Raw genomic sequence first — 24263 nt, forward strand, 5'->3', positions numbered from 1 at the left:
GTGCCCGGCAGGGCTTGGAGTTATCTTTGGGGCTGGGGCTGGAGCGGCTGCCGTCGGCATGGCCAGGCCGTCTGCGATGCCAGCAGCAGGCAGGAAAACCACGCGCACTGAAGCGGACAGCACCAGGCAATCTCGGTACGCGCAATGGGATACAGGTGCTGCTTGCGCTATCTGGCTGGCGACGAAAGCCCGTGCGCTCCCCAAGACCAGCCGCCGCTTCCCTCGAACACGCCGGCTGTATCCCGTCTTGAATCATTGCTGCTTCCCTGTGGTCATGGTGTCCTGTGCCCGTCCACCCTGTACGGGCCGTGGGCAATGTAGGGAGTGAGGGCAGCAGCAAGAAGCCCGGCAAAAGGAAAACAGCGTTTCACACAGGGAACGGTCTTGCGCTTGAACAAAAGCAAGATTGGAAGGAATCACGGCAAACAAAGATGCCAAAAGGCCACGGGATTAATCCCTGCTTTTGCCTGGGCGGAAACGCAAGCGCTTCTAAAACAGGCCTATGGGCCTAAAGTCTGAACCTTTCGTCGCACAACGACGGCCCATGCACGTCGGAATAGGGGCACGCTTCATCGTTCCAGACATGCAACGGGCAGCAGCATCAACAAACAGCCGGCCTGCGCATGTCGCTCCGGTGCGACCACGACGCAATGGAACGGACGCTAGTAACGCGCCCTCAGCGTCATGCCGAACGTGCGCGGATCGCCCGGCAGGACGCCATAGTCGCCAGCACCGAGCAGCGCATAGACGGCGGTGATGGACTCCCTGTCGAACAGGTTGTGCACCCAGGCCTCGACCTCCCAGCGGCGGTCGATACGACGCAACCCCAAACGCAGATGAGTCAGTCCGAAGGCCGGCTGCCAGCTGCCCTCTCCGCCTTCGAGCGTGCCGTAGTAGCCGCTGCGAAAGCTGTAGTCCAGAACCCCGAAAGCCTCATGCCTCGTCGTCAGCGGTTGACGATAATCGAGCCCGGCGCTGGCATTCCACTCGGGCGCGTTATAGAGCCGCTTGCCCCCGAGGTCGCAGACATAGGCGTCACTGCCTGGAGCACAGGGCCCATTGGGGAAGCGCTTGTAGCGCGCATCGCTCCAGGCCGCGCCCAGGCGCAGATCGAGTTGCTCGTGCAGGCGCCACAGCGAATCCAGCTCGACGCCGCGCAGCCGCACCCTGCCCACGTTCAGCAGGTTGTCACGCAACGGCGGCGCCAGGGAATTGGCCGGAGGGCTGTAGGTCAGCGCCTGGTAATCATCGACATCGGTCTGGTAGACGGCAAGGTCCAGGGTGGCGCGCTGGCCCCACAGCCGGGTCTTGAGACCGGCTTCCAGCGAGGTGGCACGTTCCGCGCCGTAGGTTGGCCCCACATGCGTGCCAGTCACGTCGAAGTTGATACCGCCGGCCTTGTGACCACGCGACCAGCTGACATAGCCCAGCATCTGGTCGGTGAAATGGTAGCTGGCGCCCAGCAGACCGGAGTGATTGCTCTCCCCGATGGAGTCACGCCGGTAGTAGCTGCCGCCCAGCGCCACCTGGCGCAGCAGCGGCCCACCGATCTGGGACACCATGTCGGGACCAAGCGGGCGCTCACCCGTAACCTCGCGGGAAATCCAGCCATCCTTGCGCTCACGGGTGTAACGCAGCCCCGCCGTCACCTCCAGTTGCTCGAAGGGACTCCATGCGAGCTGACCGAACAGGGCGCGGCTGTCGCCCTTCTGCTCGCCGTCGAATGCCTGGGACGTGCCTGCCAGCAGCTCGCTGGGGATTTGCGCAGGATCGGTGATACCCAACAATGCAAGCTCGGGCCTGTCACCCAGGAACCAGGCAGCGGCCTCGTCGCCGAAACGCACGCCGATATCGCGCTCCAGGCGCTGGCGCAGATAATAAAGGCCCAGCACATAATCCAGCTGCTCACTGGCCGCCCCGGACAGCCGGAACTCCTGGCTGAACTGGCTGTGCTCGAGACGGCTGCCTGACCGCGCCACGGCCAGGGCGGTGCCGTCAGCCTCGCGCTGGTCGGTGAAGTCCCAGTCGCGGTAGGCGGTGATACTGGTCAGGCGCAGGTCGTCGCGCATATCCCAGTTGAGTTCGAGGGCGGTTGCGTTCTGTTCCGTGCGTGAGCGGGTCGGTGAATTCTGGCGCACCTCCCGCCGGTAAGGGGCGGACGGTGAAAGGCGATAGCCGACGAAGTCGGCACGCTGCCGGGTCTGGGTGCTGTAGTGGTTGCTCATCAGCACGGGGCCGTGATTTTCCTGCCAGGCGTTCTCGCCGCTCAGGCGTACGCTGAAGCGATCATTGGGCGTCCACAACAGTTGACCGCGCAGGCCTTGGCTATCCAGATCGTTGAGTGAAGAGCCATCATGCAGGTTGTCCACCTGTCCATCGCGGCCACTGTGAAAAGCGCTCAGGCGGCCCGCCAGCTCGCCCTCCAGCAGCGGCCCTGAAATATTGCCGCGATACTCGCGCGTACCGCGCTCGCCCAGCGTCATCTCGCCCGCCGCCTCGAAAAACGGCGTCGGCGGGCGTGTCACGATATTCACTACCCCGGCACTGGTGTTCTTGCCGAACAGCGTACCTTGGGGGCCGCGTAGCACTTCCACACGTTCTACATCGAGCAGCTCCGCGAACGCCATGCCCTGGCGCCCCAGGTAGACGCCATCGACAAAAACCCCAACGCTGCCGTCCAGCCCGTCGTTATAGGCTGTCGCCCCGAAACCACGCAGCCCGAAGCCCGCGTAGCGAGCGCCATGCCCGGACACCACCAGGCCAGGCACCCTTTGCTGGATGTCCTGCAGACGATGCAAACCGGCCTCTTCCAGTGCGTCACCATCCAACACGCTGAGCGCGATGGGCACCTGCTGCGAGACCTCCTCGCGGTGACGCGCGGTGACGGTCATCGCCTCCAGCACCACGCCCTTCTCGCCATCGACACTCGTCGGCTGCTCGGCCAGTGCCTGGGAGCACAGCAGCCAGCCAAGCAGCAGCCAGCCTGTAGGTGGCAAAGCGTGGACGAATTTCAGCATTGCAAGGGATCATCCGCCAGAGAATTGGATTGATTGCTCCGTGCTCTCTGGATAAGCGCATCGACACAGGCCAGCAGCTCGCCACTGGCAGCCGGCTTGAGCAATGCGGCATCGAAATCCAGCTCCGCCGCCGTGTCCCGCGGGCGTAACGCGGGGGCGGCGGAAAGCAGCAGAACGGGCATCTTCGGCCAGTGTTCGCGCACGTTCTGCAGCAGTTCCCAACCGTCCATTTCCGGCATCATCTGATCGGTGATCAGCAGATCCACCGGCTGGCTCCGCAGACAGGCCAGGGCGTACAGGCCATCCTCCGCGGTCTCTACCTCGAAGCCGTAACCCGACAGCAGATCATCGAGCCATTCGCGGTTCTGCTCCATGTCATCGACCAGCAGCACGCGCCGCCCGGCGCCCTCGACCTGCACGGCATGGGTTTCGATGAAGGTCGTGTCCATGTCCTCCTCTGCTGCGAGCTGGAGCTGGAGTTGAAAGCTGAAGCGGCTGCCGCATGGTTCGAGGCGTTCCAGTTCGAGTTCGCTCGCCATATGACCAAGCAATTGGCTGACGATGGACAGCCCCAGCCCGCTACCATCGTAGCGCTCGACGTCGTTCCCGCGCTGGAAGGGCCGCAACAGACGCTCGCGCTCGCTCGGATCGATGCCGATACCGGTGTCGCTGATGCAAAACTGCAGGCGCACCTGTTGCTCATCGCGGCTCATGCAGCTCACTTTCAGGCTCAAGGTGCCGTCGTGGGTGAACTTGGCGGCGTTGGACAGCAGATTGATCAGAACCTGGCGAAGCCGGCGGAAATCGGCTCGCACCAGCAAGGGCAGGTCCTCGGCAATCTCACTCTCGAAGCGGTTGTTCTGCCTGTCGGCGAGAAAGCCGGCCTCTCCTTCTATCTCGCGCAGGAAGCCATACAGGTAACCGGGCGCAATGATCAGCTCCAGCGGCTGCATCTCGCTGCGCGAGAACTCCAGCAGCTCGTCGATCAGCTCCAGTTGATGCCGCGCATTGCGCTCGATCTTCTGGCCGAAGCCACTGTCGCCGGAAGCACCTTGCGAACGTCCCGCATAGTCGATGATGCTCACCAGAGGCGAGCGCAGGTCATGGCTGATCCGGGCCATCAAGGCACTGCGAGCCTGCAGCGACTCGCGCAACTGGCCGGTGCGCAACGCCACCATGCTTTCCAGGCGCTCCTGTTCGGCCTTGCGCTGTTGATCCAGAGCGGTCAGGGCATGCTTTTCGCGACGGCGGCTGCGGCTGACCTCGATGACCAGGGTGCAGACCAGCAACAGCACGCCAGGCAAGGTCGATGACAGGCTGAGGAAGTTCTGCCGCGATTGCCAGGGCAGCACATGCCCCAGAGGCAGCACATAACGCACCAGAAACTGCAGCAGGTACAGCCCAGGCACCAGCCAGACCATCCAGTTGTAGGTGAGCCCGCGCCGCCAACCCGCCAACAGGGTAGCCGGCAGGAGCAGGTAAAGGGCTATGCGCATGGACAACTCGGCAAAGGGCCTGCCCTGCTCCGGCTCCACCAGCCCCCACAACTGCCCGGCTACATAACTGAGCATGAACAGCGTGAACAGCCGGCCCCAGATATCGGGCAGTTGGCGAACCTTGAGCAACACGCGCAGATAGCCGAGAACGCACAACAACGATACGCCGCCGAGCAGCAGCTGCAGCAACTGAGCCCAGGGCAGCAACTGCGGCAAAAAGATCAGATAGCCATTCACGGCACAGGTGTAGAGGATATAGCTGAGCACTGCACCGGCATGCACCACCAACAGCCGCGAACGCACAATCCTGCCGACGATCAGACTGAAGGGCACGACCAAAAGCACGATGCCCAGGGCGATGCCGTCGATCATGGAGGCCCACTGGCGCTCCTGCAACAAGACCAGCTCATCCCAGAGCATCGGTTGCAGAAGCAGCAGAGTACTGCTCACTACCCGGACCAGAACCGTGGTGCTTTCGTGCGCGGGGAGCTCCAGCGGGAAAATCGGGTGACGCTCGGCTATCGCCCAATCCTTCAGGGCATGAGCGCTACCAGCCCGCTGCACAAGCCAGCCATCACCCTGCAGGACATACACCCGGACATCTTCCAGGCGCGGCTCACCGACCGTCAGCCAGCGCAGACAGGCCCGTTCATCCTTGTTGTGCAGTTCGAAACGCAGCCAGAACGCCGAACTGCTGTATTCCCTGAGCAGATTCTCGCGTGTCGCCGCCTGAAAATGCCGCTCCGGCATGGCCAGTACCTGGTCCGCGGCCAGGCTTCTGCCAGGGTCTTCGAGGATCTGCAGGCGAGGCGCGAGATCCTGCTCGGGTACCCTACAGTCATTCGCGGCCAGTGCCGTGGCGGCGCCCAGCAAAGCGAGAATGGTTACGGCGATACGCCAGATGACACCAGGCCAGACCCGCTTCAATGCCATCCCCTACAGCCTGTCGGACTGCTCCCGTGCCTGCTGACGGAACTGGCTCGGGGTCATGCCCAGGCGCTCACGGAAGGCGGTGGTGAAGTTGCAGGCGCTGCGAAAGCCCACCAACACGGAAATATCCTGAATCTCCATTTCGCTGTCGGCCAGCAGTTCCTGTCCACGTCGCAGGCGGGCTTCGCGAACATAGGCGAAGACCGTCATGCCCAAGCGCTCACGAAAAATGCTCGACAGGCGCTTGTCATAGGTACCTACCTTGCGCGCTATCTCGGCCAGGGATGGCAGCTCGTCCAGGTGCTGGCCGATCAAGCGCATGGCGGCGCGCAGGATCATCTGCTCGGCATCCGGCACCTCGTTGACCGCGCCAGCGGGCGCCGGCGTCTCGCGCCACGCCAGTTGCAGGTGGATGCGGATACGCGCCAGCACTTCTTCGGGTGCGCAGGACTTCAGCACGTAATCAACACCGCCCAGCGACAACCCCTCCAGACGTTCATCCACCGCCCCGGCGGAGGTCAGAAAAATGATCGGTACCTGCCGGGTAACCGGAGCCTCGCGCAGCAGTCGCGCCAGGGTGAAACCGTCCATGTCCGGCATTCTCACATCCAGCAGGATCAGGTCGGGACGCAGTGCCAGGGCGCGCTGGTAGCCCTGCCTGGCTTCACTGGCGATCGACAATCGCCAGGGCTGCACACGCAACAGCGCCAGCAATAAACGGATATCTTCGGTGGTGTCGTCGATAACCAGAATATGCGGGGCATGATCAACGGGCGGAATGCGATCTCGCATCAATCTGAAGCTCCTATGCCCACCCAATGGTTAGTGGCTGTTCTTTTATTCATGCTAATCCCTTCAAGCAAACACGATATCCGCCCGGGCAAAAGCTTCGCTGGCAAGGGGGCAACAAGATAGCGCAATCGAAACAGGGAAGACATGATGAGCCGCTCCTCCCCGGACAACACAGTGTTGCACAGGCGACAAACGAAAGCAGCGATCCAGGCTGACACCTTGAGCGAGCTTTACTGGCTCATCCAGGTCATCGAAGCCGGCAGCTTCTCGGCTGCTGCCGAGCGTACAGGGGTCGCAAAATCGAGTCTGAGCCGCCACGTCAAGCAACTGGAAACACGCCTGGGTGTTCAGCTGCTCTACCGGAGTACCCGCGCATTCAGCGTGACCACGATCGGCAATCAAATCTACCGTCACGCACTCGACATGCTGGCGGCCGCAGAAGCTGCCGAAGCCGAAGCCCAGGAAAGCAACGGTACGCCAAGCGGGCTCATTCAAATGGCAGCCCCAGGCATACTCGGTAATTGGCTGCTCGGCCTGCTTACTGGCTTTCAGGCCTGCCATCCCAATGTGCGCTTTGCCCTGACGGCAAAGGATGCGCTTATCGAGCTGAGCTCACACAGCCTGGACCTGTCCCTGAGCCTGGATGAAGCGCCTGCGGACAGCAGCGAAATCGTCGCCCGGCCCCTGGCCAGCCTGCAAAACGTGATCGTCGGCTGCCCGGCACTACTCGACCGCCTCGACAACCCGCGCACCCTCGACAAACTGGAAGACAGCGCCCTGCTCGCCCTGGGCCCACCCCAGGCGTTGCGTCCGTGGCGACTGTCCGACACACAGCGCATATTGCAGGCTCCCGCGTTCAGCGCGCAAAGCCTGCAGACGCTGCGTGAAGCGGCCAAGGCCGGAATCGGCCTGGCCTGCCTGCCATTGAATACATGCCTCGAAGAACTTGCGACGGGCGCGCTACGAATCGCCTGCGCAGAAGAAGCACTCCAGCCTGCCACGCTCTATGCATTGACTCCGTCATCGCGGGCCATAACCCGGACCACACGCAGCTTTATCCAGCATATCCGCAGCACCATCACCGACGAGCCATGGCAAGGGATCAGCTCTCTCTAGCCGCCACGCATCGGCGGCGTGCGTCATTTCACTGCCAGCACGCGGCAAACTGAACAGCAGGCCAAAGCACCGCTACAGGCCCAGCCATAAAAAAAACCGCTTCCCTTGCAGGGGAAGCGGTTTTTTCTATTCACGACAGTAGGGCCATCAACAAAAGCGTTCGAAAGGCCACCCGCCTGGATTACTGCCCAGAGGCTTCTTCGGCAGCTTCCGGCTCGACTTCTTCTGCCGGCGCCTGGGTTTCATCACCCTTGATACCCAGCAGTTCCAGCTCGAACACCAGCACGGAGTTCGCCGGAATCAGCGGGCTCGGGCTCTGCTCGCCATAGGCCAGCTCGCTCGGAATGTACAGTTTGTACTTCTCGCCGACATGCATCAGCTGCAAGCCTTCGACCCAACCCGGAATCACGCCGCCGACCGGCAGGTCGATCGGGCTGCCACGCTTGATCGAGCTGTCGAAGACGGTGCCGTCGACCAGGCTGCCTTCATAGTGAACGGTAACCACATCCTCAGCGGTCGGCTGAGCACCATCGGCCTGTTTGATGACTTCGTACTGCAGGCCGGATTCGGTGGTTTTCACACCGTCACGCTTGGCATTGTCTTCAAGAAATTTCGCGCCTGCCGCTACTGCTTCCTGGTTCATCTCGAGCATGCGCTCTTCGGCGCGAGTCTGCAGGTAGGCAAAGGCCTCCATCAACTCCTCATCGGTCAGTTTCTGCTCCTGCTTGGTCAGGGCATCGTCGATACCCTGCGCAACAGCGGCTGAATCGAGATCATCCATCCCTTCCTGCGCCAGGCTCTTGCCCATGTTCAGGCCAATGCCGTAGGACGCTTTCTGCGCCGGCGTGTCCAGCTTGACGCCGGGAGCGCTGGTATCGCTGTCGCAACCCGCCAGGACCAGGCCCACCAGGGCAATCGCCGGGGCCAAACGCTGATATCTCATGCTGTTTCCTTAATAACGCTGAAAGGGATGATGCAAAAAACAGTCGTCGAGCTTAGCAGGCGGGCACAATCACTGGCTACAGCCCTACACTCAGCCTGTGCTCGAAACAACGCGCATCGGTGACCTGCATCACCACCTCGGCGCGCCATACGTTGCGAGCCCGTTCAAGCCCTGACCCTTGCCGGACTGCCGAATGCCGTGCAGCCGGCAGGAATATCGCGCGTGACCACGCTACCGGCACCGATCAGCGCGTCGTCACCAATGCTCACGCCCGGCAGGATGATCGCTCCGCCACCGATCCAGACATTGCGCCCGATATCGATGGGGCGCCCGAACTCGAGCCCGGATTCACGCTGCGCCGCATCACGCGGATGGTCGGCGGTGAGTATCTGCACACCAGGGCCGATCTGGGTCCTGTCACCGATGGTCACCGCGACGACATCGAGAATCACACAATTGAAATTGAGGAATACACCTTCGCCCAGGCGAATATTGAAGCCGTAATCGCAACGGAATGGCGGGCGGATATTGACCCCCTGCCCGACCGCTGCGAGACGCTCGACCAGTAGCGCATGCCGCTCCTCCACCGACCACGCAAGAGCAGCGTTGTAACGGGCCAGCCAGTGCATGGCTGCCGTCATGTCTGCCTGCAACTCGGCATCGGAGGCGTCGTAGAGATCGCCTGCCAGCATCTTCTGTTTTTCCGTTCGAGACATTCTCACCAGCCTTTTTGCAGACACGTCGTCTTTCGGACAGCGCAAAGCGAAATTCGCTGCCGACAAAAAGTCAGCCGAATAAATTCGGCTCTACGATGGAGACGCTTGTGTGGGAAATCGACGGTCTGATCAGAGCAGGAGCAATCGCCAGGGCGCAGCGGAAGAATTCCAGACGCAGAAAAACGAAAAGCGGCCAATGGCCGCTTTTCGTGTAGCTCCAGGGCGTTCAGTGGACCCATGAAGCGAATTTGGCGCAGCGGACGGGACTCGAACCCGCGACCCCCGGCGTGACAGGCCGGTATTCTAACCGACTGAACTACCGCTGCGCTAAACCTCGAGAGTGGTGGGTGATGACGGGATCGAACCGCCGACCCTCTGCTTGTAAGGCAGATGCTCTCCCGGCTGAGCTAATCACCCATTCAGTGCATTCGCTTGTTTGCGTTTGCTCTCGAAGTGGGGCGCATTCTAGAGAGGGTTCCGCACCTTGGCAAGCCCCTTTTGCAAAAAAAATTGCAGGAGTTCCAAAGACTTAGGAACCCCACTGTTTATAGGAAAAACTGTGTTCTCCATCGGTATTGATGCGCTGCAGGCTTGGCCTGGGGTCCCGCTGGAGGAATAATGCGCGCTTTGCTTTTACCGGAGTTTCAAAACGCCATGTGGTTTCGCAACCTGCTCGTCTACCGTCTCACCCAGGATGTTTCTTTCGATGCCGAGACACTTGAAGCTGCACTGGCTGCCAAACCCGCTCGCCCCTGCGCCAGCCAGGAGCTGAGCACCTATGGTTTCGTCGCCCCGCTGGGCAAGGGTGCGGACGCGCCGCTGGTGCATGCCAGCCAGGGCTTCCTGCTGATCTCCACGCGCAAGGAAGAGCGCATCCTGCCCGGCAGCGTAGTCAAGGACGCGCTCAAGGAAAAGGTCGACGAGATCGAAAACGAGCAAATGCGCAAGGTCTACAAGAAGGAACGCGACCAGCTCAAGGACGACATCATCCAGGCCTTCCTGCCGCGCGCCTTCATTCGCAAGTCCGGCACCTTCGCCGCCATCGCACCGCAGCAAGGACTGATTCTGGTTGATTCTTCCAGCCCCAAGCGCGCCGAAGACCTGCTCTCGACCCTGCGCGAAGCCATCGGCTCGCTGCCAGTGCGCCCGCTGACCGTGAAGATCGCACCATCGGCAACCCTGACCGACTGGGTGAAAACCCAGAAAGCCGCCGACGATTTCTTCGTGCTCGATGAGTGCGAGCTGCGCGACACCCATGAAGATGGCGGCGTGGTGCGCTGCAAGCGTCAGGACCTGACCAGCGACGAGATCCAGCAACACCTGGAAGTCGGCAAGCAGGTCACCCAGCTGTCGCTGGCCTGGCAGGACAAGCTGTCATTCGTGCTGGACGACAAGATGGTGATCAAGCGCCTTCGCTTCGAGGAGCTGCTACAGGATCAGGCCGAACAGGACGGTGGCGACGACGACCTCGGCCAGCAGGACGCCAGCTTCCTGCTGATGATGCTGACCTTCGGCGAATTCCTGCCGGCGCTGTTCGAAGCGCTCGGAGGCGAAGAGATTCCGCAAGGCATCTGACCGTTTGACCAAGCCGAATAAATTCGGCTCTACAGCTCATGCACGCGCCGTAGAGCTGAACTTGTTCGGTCGCTTGTGTGCTGTGCTGGCCGAATGAATTCGACCCTGCGAGCATCCGCAGCCAGCGGCACCCGCCGCGGCTTGCCCAATGGGCCGATGTGGACAATAAGCCGCTGTGAGGACGACCTCACCGCTCTTCGAGCGCTCCGCCAGGGGACGGCCCCAACGTTCCTTGTTGGAGTCTTTATGTCCTGGATCATCCTGTTTTTTGCCGGCCTGTTCGAAATCGGCTGGGCCGTCGGCCTGAAATACACCGAAGGTTTTACCCGCCCGCTACCCACCAGCCTGACCATTGCAGCAATGGCGATCAGCGTGGGGCTGCTCGGCCTGGCCATGAAATCCCTGCCGCTGGGCACCGCCTATGCGATCTGGACCGGCATCGGCGCGGTTGGCACCGTGATCGCCGGGATCATCCTGTTCGGCGAATCGGTGAATCTGTTCCGCCTCGGTAGCGTGTTGCTGATCTGTACCGGTCTGATCGGACTGAAGCTCAGCCACTGACCGTTCGGCGCCCCTTCCATCATGGTTCGGGCGCCGCATCCCGATTGCCACTGAGCCACAGTCGGAAGCGCTGCAGGAATTCCGGCACCGAAGTGAAGATCCAGCCAGTCACCAGCACATTGAGCAGAGCCACAGTCAGGAATAGCTGCGGGATCGACAGCCCGGCCACTGTCAGCAGCAGAATGGCAAAGATCGCCGACACCACCATGAACAGCGCATTGAGGATATTGTTCGCTGCCACCACGCGGGAGCGCTCCTGGCGGGCGGTGCGCGCCTGAATCAGCGCATAGAGCGGTACGATATAGAGCCCGCCAAAAACGCCGAGGCCAAGAATATCCACCAGCACCCAACGTGCTCCGGGCTCGGCCAGCAGCATCAGCCAGTCGCGGGTTTCATTGGCCGACAGCACGCTCGCGGCATGCCACCAGAGCAGAATGCCGAACAGTGTCAGCCCGATGGAACCGAAAGGCACCAGTCCCATCTCCACTCGATGTCTGGAAAGACGCTCGCAAAGCAGCGACCCCAGCGCAATGCCCACCGAGAACACCGCCAGGATCAGCGTCACCACGCCCTCGTCGCCCTGCAGCAGGTCGCGGGCGAACGCCGGAATCTGCGTCAGATAGACCGCGCCGAGAAACCAGAACCAGGAATTGCCGATCATCGCCCGCGAGACGGCACGCTGCTGGCCCAGCCCCAGACGCATGATCCGCACCGATTGCCGCCCGATATTCCAGTCCAGGCGCAGGCTCGCCAATGCAGCCGTGGATGACGGAATCGCACGGCTGGCCAGGTAGCCGATGCTCGCCAGCAGCACCACCGCCAGCGAGACCAGCAGCGCGTAAGCGCCATGGCTCATCAACAGCCCGGCCATGATGGTGCCACCGAGAATCGCCAGAAAAGTGCCCATTTCAACCAGCGCATTACCGCCCACCAGTTCATCGGCACGCAATTGCTGCGGCAGGATCGAGTACTTCACCGGCCCGAACAACGCCGATTGTGTGCCCATGCAGAACAACACCACCAGCAATAGCGGCAGACTGCCCAGCAGCATGCCGAGCGCTCCCGCCAGCATGATCAGGATCTCGGCGAACTTGATCCGGCGAATCAGCCAGGCCTTCTCGTACTTCTCACCAAACTGCCCACCCAGTGCGGAAAACAGGAAGAACGGCAGGATGAACAACAGCGCGCACAGGTTCACCAGCAGGTGGACATCGGCGGTAGTTCCAAGCTTGTAGAGGATGGCCAGCACCAGGGCCTGCTTGAACACATTGTCGTTGAAGGCACCGAGCAGCTGCGTCACGAAAAACGGCAGGAAGCGCCGCGTGCCGAGCAGTGCGAACTGGGAATGCTGGCTCATCGCACCTCTCCAGCGTGGCGCTCGAAGACAGCGTTCACAACGGCAACTGCCCGAACGCCCAGCGCAGCAGGAAGAACGCCAGCAGACCACCGGCGATGGTCGCCAGCAGATTGCGGCTCAGCGCCGCGATCAGGATCGCCAGCAGGCCGGCCAGCAGGTAGGCATTGTTCCAGCGCAGCGCCCATTCCCCTTCGGGCATCAGCATGGCGGGCACCACGATGGCGGTCAGCACGGCGACGGGCACGTAATGCAGCCCCTGCTCCGCCAGTCGTGGAAAGCGCAGGTTCGGCCAGGCGAAGAAGCTGTAGCGAATCAGGAAGGTGATCGCCAGCATGCCGAATATCAACAGCCAGATCAGCATCGCTGCGCCTCCTGTTGCACACGGCGCTCGGCCAGACGCTCAAGCCAGACTCCGACGACGATCCCCGCCAGCGCTGCGGCGATCAGTCCCAGCTTGTACGGCAGTTCCCAGGTCAGCAGCGCGACACCACCAGCCACCAGTGCCGAGGCCACTTGTGGCGAGGTGCGCATCATCGGTACGGCGATGCCGATAAAGGTCGCGATCATCGCGAAATCCAGGCCCCAGCTCGCCACATCCGGCACCGCCTGACCGAAACCGATGCCTATCAACGTTGCCAGTTGCCAGCTGAGGTACATGGTCAGCGCCGCGCCAAGGAAGAACCAGTGCTTGTGCGGCGAGGCATCATCACGGGCATAGCGATGCTGGATCACGGCGAAGGCCTCGTCGGTCAGCCAGAACGCCAGGGGAACTCGCCAGCGGCTCGGCAGGTGCCGCACGAACGGCTGCAACGCCGCGCTGTAGAGCGCATGGCGCAGGTTGACCACGAAGGTTGTCAGCAGCACCACCGCCGCGCCGACACCGCCGCTGATCAGGGTGACCGCGATGAACTGCGCCGAGCCGGCGAATACCAGCAGCGACATGCCCATGGTCTGCCAGCCGGACAACCCGGCACCGATGGCCAAAGTGCCGAAGATGATGCCGAAGGGCACGCCGCCGATGATCAGCGGCAGGATGTCGCGGCAACCATGCAGGAACTCTTGCGAGCGGGTCATCGGTTTCCTTGGGACAAATAACGCAACGGCACGTCCAGCGCACCGTCGCTGCAGTTGAAGATGATGAGGAAGCATGAAGCGGAGTCATGACAGAATCGAGGTAGACCTTAACTCAAATGCGGGTCTGTTGGCGCGGTCCGGAGCGTCTGGACCTCGTCCCGCCAGCACGAGGTCGCCAGGCACTTAGTGATTTGACGCACATTCTTCCCGAAGCCTCTGGAGCGGGACTTCCGCCGACTCCAAGGCCACCGCCCAACCTTATTCGACGTTGGTCGCAGCCTCGGTTCGGACGTCTCTTTTACTGCGAAAATTTGCCCATACCTCTACCAATAAGCGGCAGCGTCGAGTGACCTGAAAGCTGTCGAACCTGAGTCGCCGCTCCCGAAGGGATGATCCGGTCAGCACCCATCAACCCTGGGCCAAACGGCCACCGGGCCGGTGGCTCTGCTTTAATGACCGCTACCCAGGCGTCGCAGGTCTCGATGAATTCTTCATTGCGACGCCCGCACATCCTTGCTGTCTGGAGTCTGCATGTCGTTGTCCGGTGGGCTGATCGCACTGGTCGCCTTCGCCTATATGGCCCTTCTGTTTGCCATCGCCTTCTATGGCGACCGCAATCGCGACCAGATGTCGCCGCGCCTGCGTCCCTGGGTCTACAGCCTGTCGCTGGCCGTCTGGTGCACCAGCTGGACCTTCTTCGGCGCGGTCGGGCAGGCTGCCGAACAGCTCTGGTCGTTCCTGCCGATCTATCTGGGCCCGATCCTGCTGATGCTGCTGGCGCCTCATGTGTTCCAGAAGATGATCATGATCAGCAAGCAGGAGAACATCACCTCGATTGCCGACTTCATCGCCGCGCGCTACGGCAAGTCGCAACTGCTGGCCATCGTGGTGACGCTGATCTGTCTGGTGGGCGTGCTGCCCTATATCGCCCTGCAGCTCAAGGGCATCGTGCTGGGCGTGAACCTGTTGATCGGCAATGACGGCGAGGCCGTCGCCGGCTCCGGCACCCAGGACACCGCGCTGATCGTGTCCGTGGTCCTGGCCCTGTTCACCGTGCTGTTCGGTACGCGCAACCTGGACGTGACCGAGCACCATCGCGGCATGGTTCTGGCGATCGCCTTCGAGTCACTGGTCAAGCTGCTGGCCTTCATGGCCGTCGGGGCCTTCGTCACCTTCGGCCTGTATGACGGCTTTGGCGACCTGTTCAACCAGGCCCATGCCAGTGCGGAGCTGTCGAGCTTCTGGGAAGTCACGGTGAACTGGCCGGCGATGGTGGTGCAAACCGGCGTGGCGATGATGGCCATCGTCTGCCTGCCACGGCAGTTTCACGTCACCGTGGTGGAGAACATCGAGCCGAAGGACTTTCGCATGGCGCGCTGGGTATTCCCGCTGTACCTGGTGCTTGCCGTGGTGTTCGTCATCCCTATCGCGCTGGCCGGACAGATGCTGCTGCCGGCGGGCATCAGCCCCGACTCCTTTGTGATCAGCCTGCCGCTGGCCGAGAGCCATCCGGCTCTGGCGATGCTGGCTTTCATTGGTGGCGCCTCGGCGGCAACCGGCATGGTCATCGTCGCCAGCGTGGCCCTGTCCACCATGGTCTCCAACGACATGCTGCTGCCCTGGCTGTTACGCCGCAAGGAAGCCGAGCAGCCCTTCGAGGCGTTCCGCCACTGGATGCTCTCGGTACGGCGCATCAGCATCGTCACGATACTGCTGCTGGCCTATGTCAGCTATCGCCTGCTGGACTCCAGCGCGAGCCTGGCGACCATCGGCCAGATCGCCTTCGCCGCCTTGACCCAGCTGGCGCCAGCCATGGTCGGCGCGCTGTACTGGAAACAGGCCAACCGTCGCGGCGTGTTCGCCGGCCTCACCGCCGGCGCACTGATCTGGTGCTATACGCTGATTCTGCCGCTGCTTGGCTGGCCGCTGGAAATGTTCCCCGGCCTGCAGTGGCTGTACACCACCGATCTGCCTTTCGGCACCAGCGCACTGACGTTCGGTGTAACCCTGTCGCTGGTAGGCAACGCCACCCTGTTCTTCTGGGTCTCGATCTTCTCGCAGACCCGCGTTGCGGAGCATTGGCAAGCCAGCCGCTTCATCGGCCAGGAAATTCATCCTGCCGCCAGCTCGCGGCGCCTGCTCGCGGTACAGGTCGAAGACCTGCTGCAACTGGCCGCGCGCTTCGTCGGCGCGGAGCGTGCGCGAACCAGTTTCTACCGTTTCGCCCGTCGCCACGGCCAGGAGTTTTCCCCCAAGCAACCGGCTGATGGCCAGTGGATTGCCCATACCGAACGGCTGCTGGCCGGCGTGCTCGGCGCCTCCTCCACCCGCGCGGTGGTCAAGGCCGCGCTGGAAGGCCGCGACATGCAGGTCGACGACGTGGTACGGATCGTCGGCGAAGCTTCGGAAGTGCTGCAGTTCAACCGCGCCCTGCTGCAGGGCGCCATCGAGAACATCACCCAGGGCATCAGCGTGGTCGATCAGTCGCTGCGGCTGGTGGCCTGGAACCATCGCTATCTGGAAATGTTCGAGTACCCGGACGGCCTGGTCTACATCGGCAGACCGATTGCCGACGTGATCCGTTACAACGCCGAGCGTGGACTGTGCGGCCCCGGCAACCCGGACACCCATGTCGCCAAGCGGCTGTACTGGATGCGCCAGGGTCGCGCGCACACCTCGGAACGGATGTTTCCCAATGGCCGGGTGGTGGAGCTGGTGGGCAACCCGATGCCGGGTGGCGGCTTCGTCATGAGTTTCAGTGACATCACCGCCTACCGCGAGGCCGAACGCGCACTCAAGGATGCCAACGAAGGGCTGGAGCAGCGCGTCAGCGAGCGAACCCAGGAACTCTCCGAGCTGAACCAGGCGCTGACCGCGGCCAAGAGCACCGCCGAGGCCGCCAGCCAGTCGAAGACGCGCTTTCTCGCGGCGGTCAGCCATGACCTGATGCAGCCACTCAATGCCGCGCGCCTGTTCTCCGCCGCGCTGTCGCACCAGCACGATGCCCTGCCGCGTGAGGCGCAGGAGCTGGTCCGTCACCTGGACAGCTCACTACGTTCGGCCGAGGACCTGATCTCCGACCTGCTGGATATTTCGCGCCTGGAAAATGGCCGCATCACGCCTGAACGCAACCCGTTCCCGCTGGCCACCCTGTTCGACACCCTGAGCACCGAGTTCACCGTACTGGCCGCCGAGCAGGGCGTCGATTTCAAGGTGCATGGCAGCCGCTTGCGCGTCGACAGCGACATTCGCCTGCTGCGCCGGGTGCTGCAGAACTTCCTCACCAACGCCTTCCGCTATGCCAAGGGCCGGGTGGTGCTCGGCGTGCGCCGCCAGGGTTCGTCACTGCGCCTGGAGGTCTGGGATCGCGGCCCCGGCATCGCCAGGGACAAGCTGCGGGTGATCTTCGAGGAGTTCAAGCGCCTGGACAGCCACCAGACCCGCGCCGAAAAAGGCCTGGGACTGGGACTGGCGATCGCCGACGGCTTCTGCCAGGTGCTCGACCATCCGCTGTCGGTGCGCTCCTGGCTCGGCAAGGGCAGTGTCTTCAGCGTGACCGTGCCGATTGCCGCCAATGTGCTGAAGCAGCACAGCAGCATCAGGATCGAGCCGCAGCAAACCGCGCTGACTGGCGTGCAGGTGCTGTGCATCGACAACGAGGACAGCATCCTGATCGGCATGCGCAGCCTGTTGTCACGCTGGGGCTGCCAGGTCTGGACCGCCAGCAACCGTGCCGAATGCGAGGCCCTGCTCAAGGAGGACGTGCGTCCGCAACTGGTGCTGGTCGACTATCACCTGGATCACGGCGAAACCGGCTCGGATCTGATGGCCTGGCTGCGCACCCGTCTCGGCGAGCCGGTGCCTGGCGTGGTGATCAGTGCCGATGGGCGTCCCGAGCTGATCGCCGCCGTTCACGCCTCCGGCCTGGACTTCCTCGCCAAACCGGTCAAACCGGCGGCGCTGCGAGCGCTGATGAGCCGCCACGTACCGCTGCATTGAAAACTGGCCCCTCAAGACCGGCTTCGCAAGGAGCCCGCTTGCCCCCGCACCGGCAAGCGGGCTCCTAGAGCGTGGCATTGCTTGACCTGAGCCGTATCTGAGCCAGGCATGACGGTTAGACTACCTATCCACCATCATCGATGCTCTGCACACCCATGACTCTAGAGCTGTTGTTGGACCTCGCCACCGCCTTGGGGGTTGGCCTGCTGATCGGAACGGAGCGCAGCTGGAGCGGTCGCGGCAACAGCGGCGAAGAGCTGGCCGGGCTGCGTACCTTCGGTCTCAGCGGGCTCTTCGGCGGATTGGCAGCGCTGAGCGCCGGGCATTTCGGCACGGCGGCCTGGATCGCGATGTTCGTCGTGCTGGCGCTGCTGGTGATCGCCGGTTACGTGATCGAGGCCCGCTACAGCGCCGACCACGGCATGACCACCGAAGTGGCGCTGCTGCTGACCTTCCTCCTCGGCAGCCTGGCGGTCGCCGAAAGCCGCATGCTGGCAGCCTCCATCGCCGTTGTCGTGGCCCTGCTGCTGAGCCTCAAGGCACGCCTGCATGGCGCGCTGCGCAAGCTGAATGAAGCCGAACTCGGCGGCGCGCTGAAGCTGCTGTTCATTTCCGTGGTGTTGCTGCCGGCGCTGCCCAACCAGGGCTATGGTCCCTGGCAGGCCTTCAACCCCTATACCACCTGGTGGATGGTGGTGCTGATCGCCGGGATCGGCTTCGCCGCCTATGTCGCCATCCGCCTGCTGGGCACCCGACATGGCCTGCTGGTCACAGCGCTGCTCGGCGGCATCGTCTCTTCCACAGCCATGACCATGAGCCTCGCGCGCCTGGATTCGGCCAAACTGCGACCAGCGCTGGCCGCCGGCCTGCTGGCGACCTCGGCATTGATGTTTCCACGGGTACTGCTGGAAGTCGGGCTGATCAACCGAGCATTGCTGCCGGCGCTGATCGCACCACTGCTGACAGCCGGGCTGGTCTATGCCGCCGGTGCGCTGTTCTACTACCTGCGAGCCGCCCAGCAGCCCGAGAGCACAACCGAGCCACCGTTGAAGAACCCCTTCGAGCTCGGCCCGGCCATGCGCTTCGCCGCCCTGCTGGTACTGATCCTGTTTCTGGTCGAAGGCGCCCAGCGCGGGCTCGGCGATATCGGGATCTATCTGGTTTCGCTGGTATCCGGGCTGACCGATGTGGACGCCATCACGCTGTCGCTGGCCAACAGCGCCCACACCGACCTGAGCGAGCAGGTCGCGGTGCGCGGCATATTTCTCGCCGCGCTGAGCAACAGCCTGGTCAAGGCAGTGCTGATTGCTTTCATTGCCGGTCGCAGCATGGCGCTGCTGACACTGCCCTTCATGGCCGGTGGTTTACTCGCCGGGTTCGCCGTGCTGTCACTGGCAGGCCGTTGAAAAACTACCTGCTGGCCTGAGTCAGCCCGCATTGTCCTGCGTCGACTCGGCGCCGGCGCGCTCCAGCCAGTCAGCGGGCAGACGCTTGCTGGCCCGGGCGCCGAGCAGCTTGAGCTGTTCGGCGCGACCGATCAGGTTGCCGCGCCCATCGGTAAGCTTGTTGCGCGCCCCCAGGTAGGCCCTGTCCAGTTGCTGCAGGCGGCTGCCAATCTCATCCAGATCCTGAATGAAGGCGACGAACTTGTCGTACAGGGCGCCGGCCCGCTCGGCGATTTCGCGGGCATTCTGGCTCTGTCGCTCCTGACGCCAGAGGCTGTCGATCACCCGCAGCGTCGCCAATAGCGTGGTCGGGCTGACGATCACGATGTGCTTGCCATAGGCCTCCTGAAACAGCTCGGGATCGGCCTGCAACGCCGCCGCGAAAGCCGCCTCGATGGGCACGAACAGCAGCACGAAATCCAGGCTTTGAAGACCATCCAGACGCTGATAGTCCTTCAGCGAGAGCCCCTTCAGATGATTGCGCAACGACAGCACATGCTGCCTGAGCGCCTGTGCGCGGCTGTCTTCGTCCTCGGCGCTGGTCAGCATCTGGTAGGCGGTCAGGCTGACCTTGGCATCCACCACCACCTGCTTGTCGCCCGGCAACCGGATCAGCACGTCCGGCTGGAAGCGCTCGCCATCGGCACTCTTCAGGCTGACCTGGGTGTGGTATTCACGGCCCTTCTCCAGGCCGGCATGCTCCAGCACGCGCTCAAGAATCAGCTCGCCCCAGTTGCCCTGGGTTTTCTGCCCCTGCAGGGCGCGGGTCAGGTTGGTCGCCTCGTCGCCCAGGCGCTGGTTGAGCTGTTGCAGCCGCTCCAGCTCCCGCGCCAGGGAAAAACGCTCGCGGGCCTCATGCTGATAGCTTTCCTCGACACGCTTCTCGAACGACTGGATGCGCTCTTTCAGCGGGTCGAGCAATTGTCCCAGGCGCTCGTGACTGGTCTCGGCGAAGCGCTGTTCACGCTCTTCGAAGATCTTGCCGGCCAGCTCGGCGAACTGCGCACGCAACTCGTCGCGGGCACCCTGAAGATCCTCCAGGCGCTGCTGATGGGCTTTTTGCTGCTCATTCAATTCGGCACTGACACTGGCATGGGCCGCACTCAGCGTACGCAGTTCGGCCCGCTGGGCATCACGTTCGGCCTGCAAATCGTCGAGGCTTTCGCGGCTTTCCAGACGCTGCCTCTGCAGCCACTCGTTCTCCCGCCGCAGGGCTGCCAGCTCGGCCTGCAGCCCGGCGCGAGACTCCATGAAGTCGGCCTGTTCCAAGTGGCTGGCTTCCAGCTGTGCGCTGAGCCCTTCCTGAGTCAGGGCAGCCTGGTTCAGGCGTTCGTCGAGCAAGGCGAGTTGCGCCTGACGCTGGGCCAGGCGATGTTGCAGCACGCCCGCGAGTACAGCCAATGCAAGACAAAGGGAAGCAAGCCCGGCAAGCAGATAGGAAGGATCGAGAGACATGGGCGCTCCGGCGAAAATTGCCGGGCAGTATAGCCGTCAGGCTATGGCCCGGCGTGCCGGGTTGCGTCTGTATATGCCAGGGTAATGCCTTCATGATCGTCGGATTACGCCTTCGGCTAATCCGACCTACGAATGAGACCCAGCAAGTCGAGGGCCATTCTGTCTTTTAACGGTCAAAAGGCGAAGCAGATCGCATAAAAAATTAATCCACAGAAGCTGTGGATAACTCTGTGAACAAAGCGGTAACAGTTTGCCCCAGCACCGATGGTTACAGGCCTGAGGTTAAACTGGCGGTTTTTTCACCAATGAAAAAAAGCTTTATTTTTCAATCAGTTATTATCGATCTATGCTGCAGCGCGGTTTGCGACTCTTTGTAATAAGCGCTTGACAAGGGCGCCGCTACGAATGTGCACAAGTTTGGAGCAAAAGACGCAGAACGCCCATGGCAGGCGCGTTCGCGGTCGCTGCACGGAACTTTCCGGTCATCAGCCACTCGGCTGCAGGCAATGAGCAGACGGATCGCAACACCGCATCGGCCAGCTTATGCTGTGGCGGTATCGACTACGGAAAAGGCCATGGCCAAGCGGCGCACCACCCTCCTCCTGGCTGTCTCAGCCATGCTTGTATTTCTGCTCGGTATCGGTATCTACGCCGGATATCAGTGGCAGGCGTTCAAGCGCGAACAGGGCATCGTTGCACTCGAATTCCATGGCTGGCGGCTGTCGACGGATGGCCTTTTTCTGCAACACATCAGCCTGACCCGACAGACCGCCGATGAGCGGCTGGTGCTGAATATCGACGGTCTGCAGCTACGCCTCGACGCCTGGTGGCGACCATTGCCACTGCGTTCACTGACCATCGACCACCTCCAGGCTGACTGGCAACCTGAAGCGCACCCGGATCAGCACATCGACGACGACACGCCGCTGAGCCTGCCCGGGCCTCGGCAACTGGAGCGCTGGGTCGTCTGGATTCCCCGCCAGGGTCATGTCGCCTCTCTCGATTTCAGCCTGCCCTGCACCAGCGGCACCTGCCGCGAGCAGGGCCAGTTGCACTGGCAACATGCCGGCGAGCAACCATTGCCGGCTGAAACGCGCCTGCAATTGCGGCGCAACAGCCACGATCTCGTGCTGCTGGCCAACGCCTACGAAGAAGGCGCCGACACTCATCTGGACCTGCAGCTGCAACTCGACGGCCAGCAACGCCTGAGCCTGCTCAACAGATTGACGCCCCATGCCGGCAACACCCTCTGGAACGGCACCCTGGCCATGAGTGAACTGCCAGAAGCCTCCTGGCTACTGGAGTGGCTGAGTGACTGGCTGGCTTACCAACCGCCGACACTTCCCGAGCTGCCCCAGCAGATGCGTATCGGCGCGGCCTGGGCGCTCCAGCTCGCCCCATCGAATCTGCCCGACACCTGGAAAAGCCTGGATGGTGACCTGCGACTGTCCGCCCATCTCCCCATGCCCTGGCCTGTACCCGCCATCGGCCAGTTACAGGGTCAACTCGACCTGACGGCCAGGGCCGAGCGCGGGGTCTGGCTACCCACCGAGCTGGCCGCGAACCTGCAACTGGAACCCATCGCCGACCTGCTCGCGGCGCTGCCGCTACCGCTGCGCCCGCACCGGCTCGGTCTTGTGGCGACACCCGGTCCGGCACGGGAATCCTCTTCGACACTGCCATTGCAGATACAACTCCAGGCCGAAGGCCCGGCGCCGGCCACGTTGCACGCGCAGCTACTGCTCGATAGCGCGGCGCCCTATGGGCTGGCTGTCGAACAGGGCCGGCTGCGGCTGCAAGGCAAGAACCTGCCTGAGCTGGGCGCGAAGGGGCTGACAGTGGACCTGCGTTTCAACGGCCAGGCATCGCCGCAAGCCGCGACCCTTGGGCTGACCGAAGGTTCGCGAATCACCCTCGACAGCCTGGCCAGCGGCCCTGAGCTGTCAGCAGAAAAACTGAGCCTGCGGCTGGCGGGCATCAATATCGAGGCAAACCTTGCCGACCAGCAACTGCGGGTCAATGGCGCGCCACTGATCGAAACGGGTCTGCTGCGCCAGCCATCGCTGCGCCCCCAGGGCTGGCGCTGGAGCCCGACCCTGAACGGCGACCCGCAACGAATCACCCTCGACGGACCGCTCACGAACGATGCCGGTCTGTCCCTGACGCTGGCGCTCCGGCATACCTGGGCGGATACCACGACCCGCCTCGACGCCAGGCTCCCGGAGCTGTTTCTGCGTGCCGGCAACCCGTTCGCCGCCACCCTGGCCGACTGGCCGCAGACGCTGGAACTGAATACCGGGCGCATGCAGGCCCAGGCACGCATCGAACTGGCCGGCGACGCACCGCCCAACGCCACGGCCACGCTCGATGCCAGGGGCCTGGGCGGCATCTTCGACCGCGCCGAGGTGAGCGGTCTGGACAGCGCGCTCAGGCTCAGCCTGCAACGCAACCGGCTGCGCCTTGAAATACCCGAACTGAAGGTGCAGCAGGCCAACCCCGGCTTCAGCTTCGGGCCATTGCTGTTGCGCGGTGAGTACACAGGGGATATCCAGCAACTTCAGCAGGGTCGCCTCGCCTGGAGCACTGCCGACGTCCAGGTGATGGGCGGCAGGCTCTGGCTGGATCCCGGCGCCGCCGACCTGGCCACCGGCGAACAGCGCCTGAGCGCCCATTTGCGCGGTTTGCAGCTGCCGTTACTGCTTGACGCCTACCCCACCGAAGGTCTGTCCGGTACGGGGGTGATCGACGGCGAGTTGCAATTGCAACGCAGCGAGCAGGGCCTGAGTATCGAACAGGGCTCGCTGCAGGCACGCGAACCCGGCGGCATCCTGCGCTTTCGCTCGGCCAGGATTCAGGCGCTGGGGCAATCCAACCCGGCGATGCGGCTGGTCACCGAGGCCCTGGACGACTTCCACTACGACCTGCTCACCAGCGACGTGCGTTACGCCAGCGACGGCACGCTGAACCTCGGACTGCGGCTGCACGGGCGCAACCCGGCACTCGAAGGCGGTCGCCCGGTCAACCTATCGGTCAATCTGGAGGAAGACATCCCGGCCTTGCTGACCAGCCTGCAATTATCCGATCGTGTCAGCGAAACCATCCAACGACGTGTGCAGGAGCGCCTCAGACCAGGCCACCAAGAAACACAGTAGTTTTTCGACGGCCTGTTAAGGCACTGTAGCGACACCCACAAAGGAGAAAGCGATCATGCGCTTGCGCTATCCAATCAGCATCCTGGCGCTGGCTCTGCTGTCCAGCGCCTGCACCCCGAGGGTGGAACTGGCGGTGCCCAACGAGCCGATCAACATCAACCTCAACGTGAAGATCGAGCACGAGATCTATATCCGGGTCGACAAGCAGCTCGACGCCATCATCAACGAAGACAGCGGCCTGTTCTGAACCGTTCCTAAAGGAAGTGCCATGAAAACCTATCTGAAATTCGGCTCTCTGCTTGTGGCGCTGTGCCTGGCGCTGCCTGTCGCGGCCATGTCCCTCAACGAAGCCATGTCCGCCCTGGGCCAGGCCAAGGCCAGCGGCCAGCTGGGCGAAAAACCGGACGGTTATCTGGGCGTGGTGCAGCCCGGCGGCCAGGCCGAAGCCATCGCCAGCCAGATCAACCAGGCGCGGCGTGCCGAATATCACCGTGTGGCGCAGAAGAACGGCATCAGTGTCAGCGACGTGGAAGCCATCGCCGGCAAGAAGGCCATCGAGAAAACGCCAGCCGGGCAGATCATCCAGCTCAATGGGAACTGGGTGAAGAAGTAGCCCGGCGGTTATGCGGGACTAT

The 24263-nt window shown here is 62.8% G+C and carries 17 protein-coding genes and 2 tRNA genes; 8 read left to right on the top strand and 11 right to left on the bottom strand.

Annotation, left to right across the window (positions count from 1 at the left end; genetic code table 11):
• Positions 1 to 662: 662 nt before the first annotated feature.
• Genes G7020_RS14920 through G7020_RS14930 form a run of 3 tightly spaced genes read right to left on the bottom strand, consistent with a single transcriptional unit; the run spans position 663 to position 6235 of the window.
• Positions 663 to 3017 carry a TonB-dependent receptor gene (locus G7020_RS14920; RefSeq protein ID WP_181085797.1) on the bottom strand — a complete coding sequence of 785 codons (2355 nt, stop codon included), beginning with the start codon at positions 3015 to 3017 and terminating at the stop codon, positions 663 to 665.
• Positions 3011 to 5446 (bottom strand): hybrid sensor histidine kinase/response regulator, encoded by a 2436-nt coding sequence (locus G7020_RS14925; protein WP_181085799.1) that lies wholly within the window; start codon positions 5444 to 5446, stop codon positions 3011 to 3013. Before G7020_RS14925 ends, G7020_RS14920 begins: the two co-directional genes overlap by 7 nt.
• A gap of 3 nt (positions 5447 to 5449) precedes the next feature.
• Positions 5450 to 6235, bottom strand: coding sequence for a response regulator transcription factor (locus G7020_RS14930; RefSeq protein WP_181085800.1), 786 nt, complete (start codon positions 6233 to 6235; stop codon positions 5450 to 5452).
• A gap of 219 nt (positions 6236 to 6454) precedes the next feature.
• Here G7020_RS14930 and G7020_RS14935 point away from each other — a divergent pair, with 219 nt between their 5' ends.
• Entirely contained in the window at positions 6455 to 7351 is an 897-nt protein-coding gene (locus tag G7020_RS14935) for a LysR substrate-binding domain-containing protein (RefSeq protein ID WP_181085802.1), read from the top strand.
• Positions 7352 to 7532: 181 nt separating this feature from the next.
• Here the strand turns inward: G7020_RS14935 and G7020_RS14940 are convergent, their stop codons facing one another.
• From G7020_RS14940 to G7020_RS14955, 4 genes are all read right to left on the bottom strand, one after another.
• The gene (locus G7020_RS14940) at positions 7533 to 8294 is read right to left on the bottom strand and encodes an FKBP-type peptidyl-prolyl cis-trans isomerase (RefSeq protein ID WP_181085804.1); all 762 of its coding nucleotides are present in this window, start codon (positions 8292 to 8294) and stop codon (positions 7533 to 7535) included.
• 164 nt (positions 8295 to 8458) lie between these two features.
• Positions 8459 to 9010 (bottom strand): sugar O-acetyltransferase, encoded by a 552-nt coding sequence (locus G7020_RS14945; protein ID WP_181085806.1) that lies wholly within the window; start codon positions 9008 to 9010, stop codon positions 8459 to 8461.
• Positions 9011 to 9259: 249 nt separating this feature from the next.
• A tRNA-Asp gene (locus G7020_RS14950) sits at positions 9260 to 9336 on the bottom strand.
• 15 nt (positions 9337 to 9351) lie between these two features.
• Positions 9352 to 9427, bottom strand: a tRNA-Val gene (locus G7020_RS14955).
• A gap of 237 nt (positions 9428 to 9664) precedes the next feature.
• Here G7020_RS14955 and rdgC point away from each other — a divergent pair.
• On the top strand, positions 9665 to 10585 hold the full coding sequence (gene rdgC, locus G7020_RS14960; protein WP_181085892.1) for a recombination-associated protein RdgC: 921 nt from the start codon (positions 9665 to 9667) through the stop codon (positions 10583 to 10585).
• A 246-nt stretch (positions 10586 to 10831) separates the two neighbouring features.
• Entirely contained in the window at positions 10832 to 11146 is a 315-nt protein-coding gene (sugE, locus tag G7020_RS14965) for a quaternary ammonium compound efflux SMR transporter SugE (RefSeq protein ID WP_181085808.1), read from the top strand.
• Positions 11147 to 11165: 19 nt separating this feature from the next.
• On the opposite strand, the gene G7020_RS14970 is transcribed toward sugE, so the two are convergent.
• From G7020_RS14970 to G7020_RS14980, 3 genes are read right to left on the bottom strand one after another with little or no spacing between them, the layout of a single operon-like run.
• Positions 11166 to 12503: an MFS transporter gene (locus G7020_RS14970; protein WP_181085810.1), complete on the bottom strand. Its 1338-nt coding sequence runs from the start codon at positions 12501 to 12503 to the stop codon at positions 11166 to 11168.
• A 34-nt stretch (positions 12504 to 12537) separates the two neighbouring features.
• Positions 12538 to 12864 (bottom strand): AzlD domain-containing protein, encoded by a 327-nt coding sequence (locus G7020_RS14975; protein ID WP_181085812.1) that lies wholly within the window; start codon positions 12862 to 12864, stop codon positions 12538 to 12540.
• Complete coding sequence (locus G7020_RS14980) at positions 12858 to 13577, bottom strand: AzlC family ABC transporter permease (RefSeq protein ID WP_181085814.1); 720 nt, start codon at positions 13575 to 13577, stop codon at positions 12858 to 12860. Before G7020_RS14980 ends, G7020_RS14975 begins: the two co-directional genes overlap by 7 nt.
• A gap of 531 nt (positions 13578 to 14108) precedes the next feature.
• On the opposite strand from G7020_RS14980, the gene G7020_RS14985 reads away from it, so the two are divergent.
• Positions 14109 to 17576, top strand: a complete 3468-nt coding sequence (locus tag G7020_RS14985; RefSeq protein WP_181085816.1) for a hybrid sensor histidine kinase/response regulator — start codon at positions 14109 to 14111, stop codon at positions 17574 to 17576.
• Between the two features lie 155 nt (positions 17577 to 17731).
• Positions 17732 to 18982, top strand: a complete 1251-nt coding sequence (locus G7020_RS14990; RefSeq protein ID WP_181085894.1) for an MgtC/SapB family protein — start codon at positions 17732 to 17734, stop codon at positions 18980 to 18982.
• Between the two features lie 21 nt (positions 18983 to 19003).
• Here G7020_RS14990 and rmuC read toward each other — a convergent pair whose 3' ends face one another.
• A complete protein-coding gene (gene rmuC / locus G7020_RS14995; RefSeq protein ID WP_181085817.1) occupies positions 19004 to 20476 on the bottom strand; it encodes a DNA recombination protein RmuC in 1473 nt (490 codons plus the stop codon).
• Between the two features lie 617 nt (positions 20477 to 21093).
• Here rmuC and G7020_RS15000 point away from each other — a divergent pair.
• Genes G7020_RS15000 through G7020_RS15010 form a run of 3 tightly spaced genes read left to right on the top strand, consistent with a single transcriptional unit; the run spans position 21094 to position 24241 of the window.
• A complete protein-coding gene (locus G7020_RS15000) occupies positions 21094 to 23628 on the top strand; it encodes a YdbH domain-containing protein (RefSeq protein WP_181085896.1) in 2535 nt (844 codons plus the stop codon).
• A gap of 55 nt (positions 23629 to 23683) precedes the next feature.
• Entirely contained in the window at positions 23684 to 23875 is a 192-nt protein-coding gene (locus G7020_RS15005; RefSeq protein WP_181085819.1) for a YnbE family lipoprotein, read from the top strand.
• Positions 23876 to 23896: 21 nt separating this feature from the next.
• Entirely contained in the window at positions 23897 to 24241 is a 345-nt protein-coding gene (locus G7020_RS15010) for a YdbL family protein (RefSeq protein ID WP_181085821.1), read from the top strand.
• Positions 24242 to 24263: the final 22 nt, after the last annotated feature.

The sequence above is a fragment of the Stutzerimonas stutzeri genome (assembly GCF_013522825.1).
Taxonomy (GTDB): Bacteria; Pseudomonadota; Gammaproteobacteria; order Pseudomonadales; family Pseudomonadaceae; genus Stutzerimonas; species Stutzerimonas stutzeri_AK.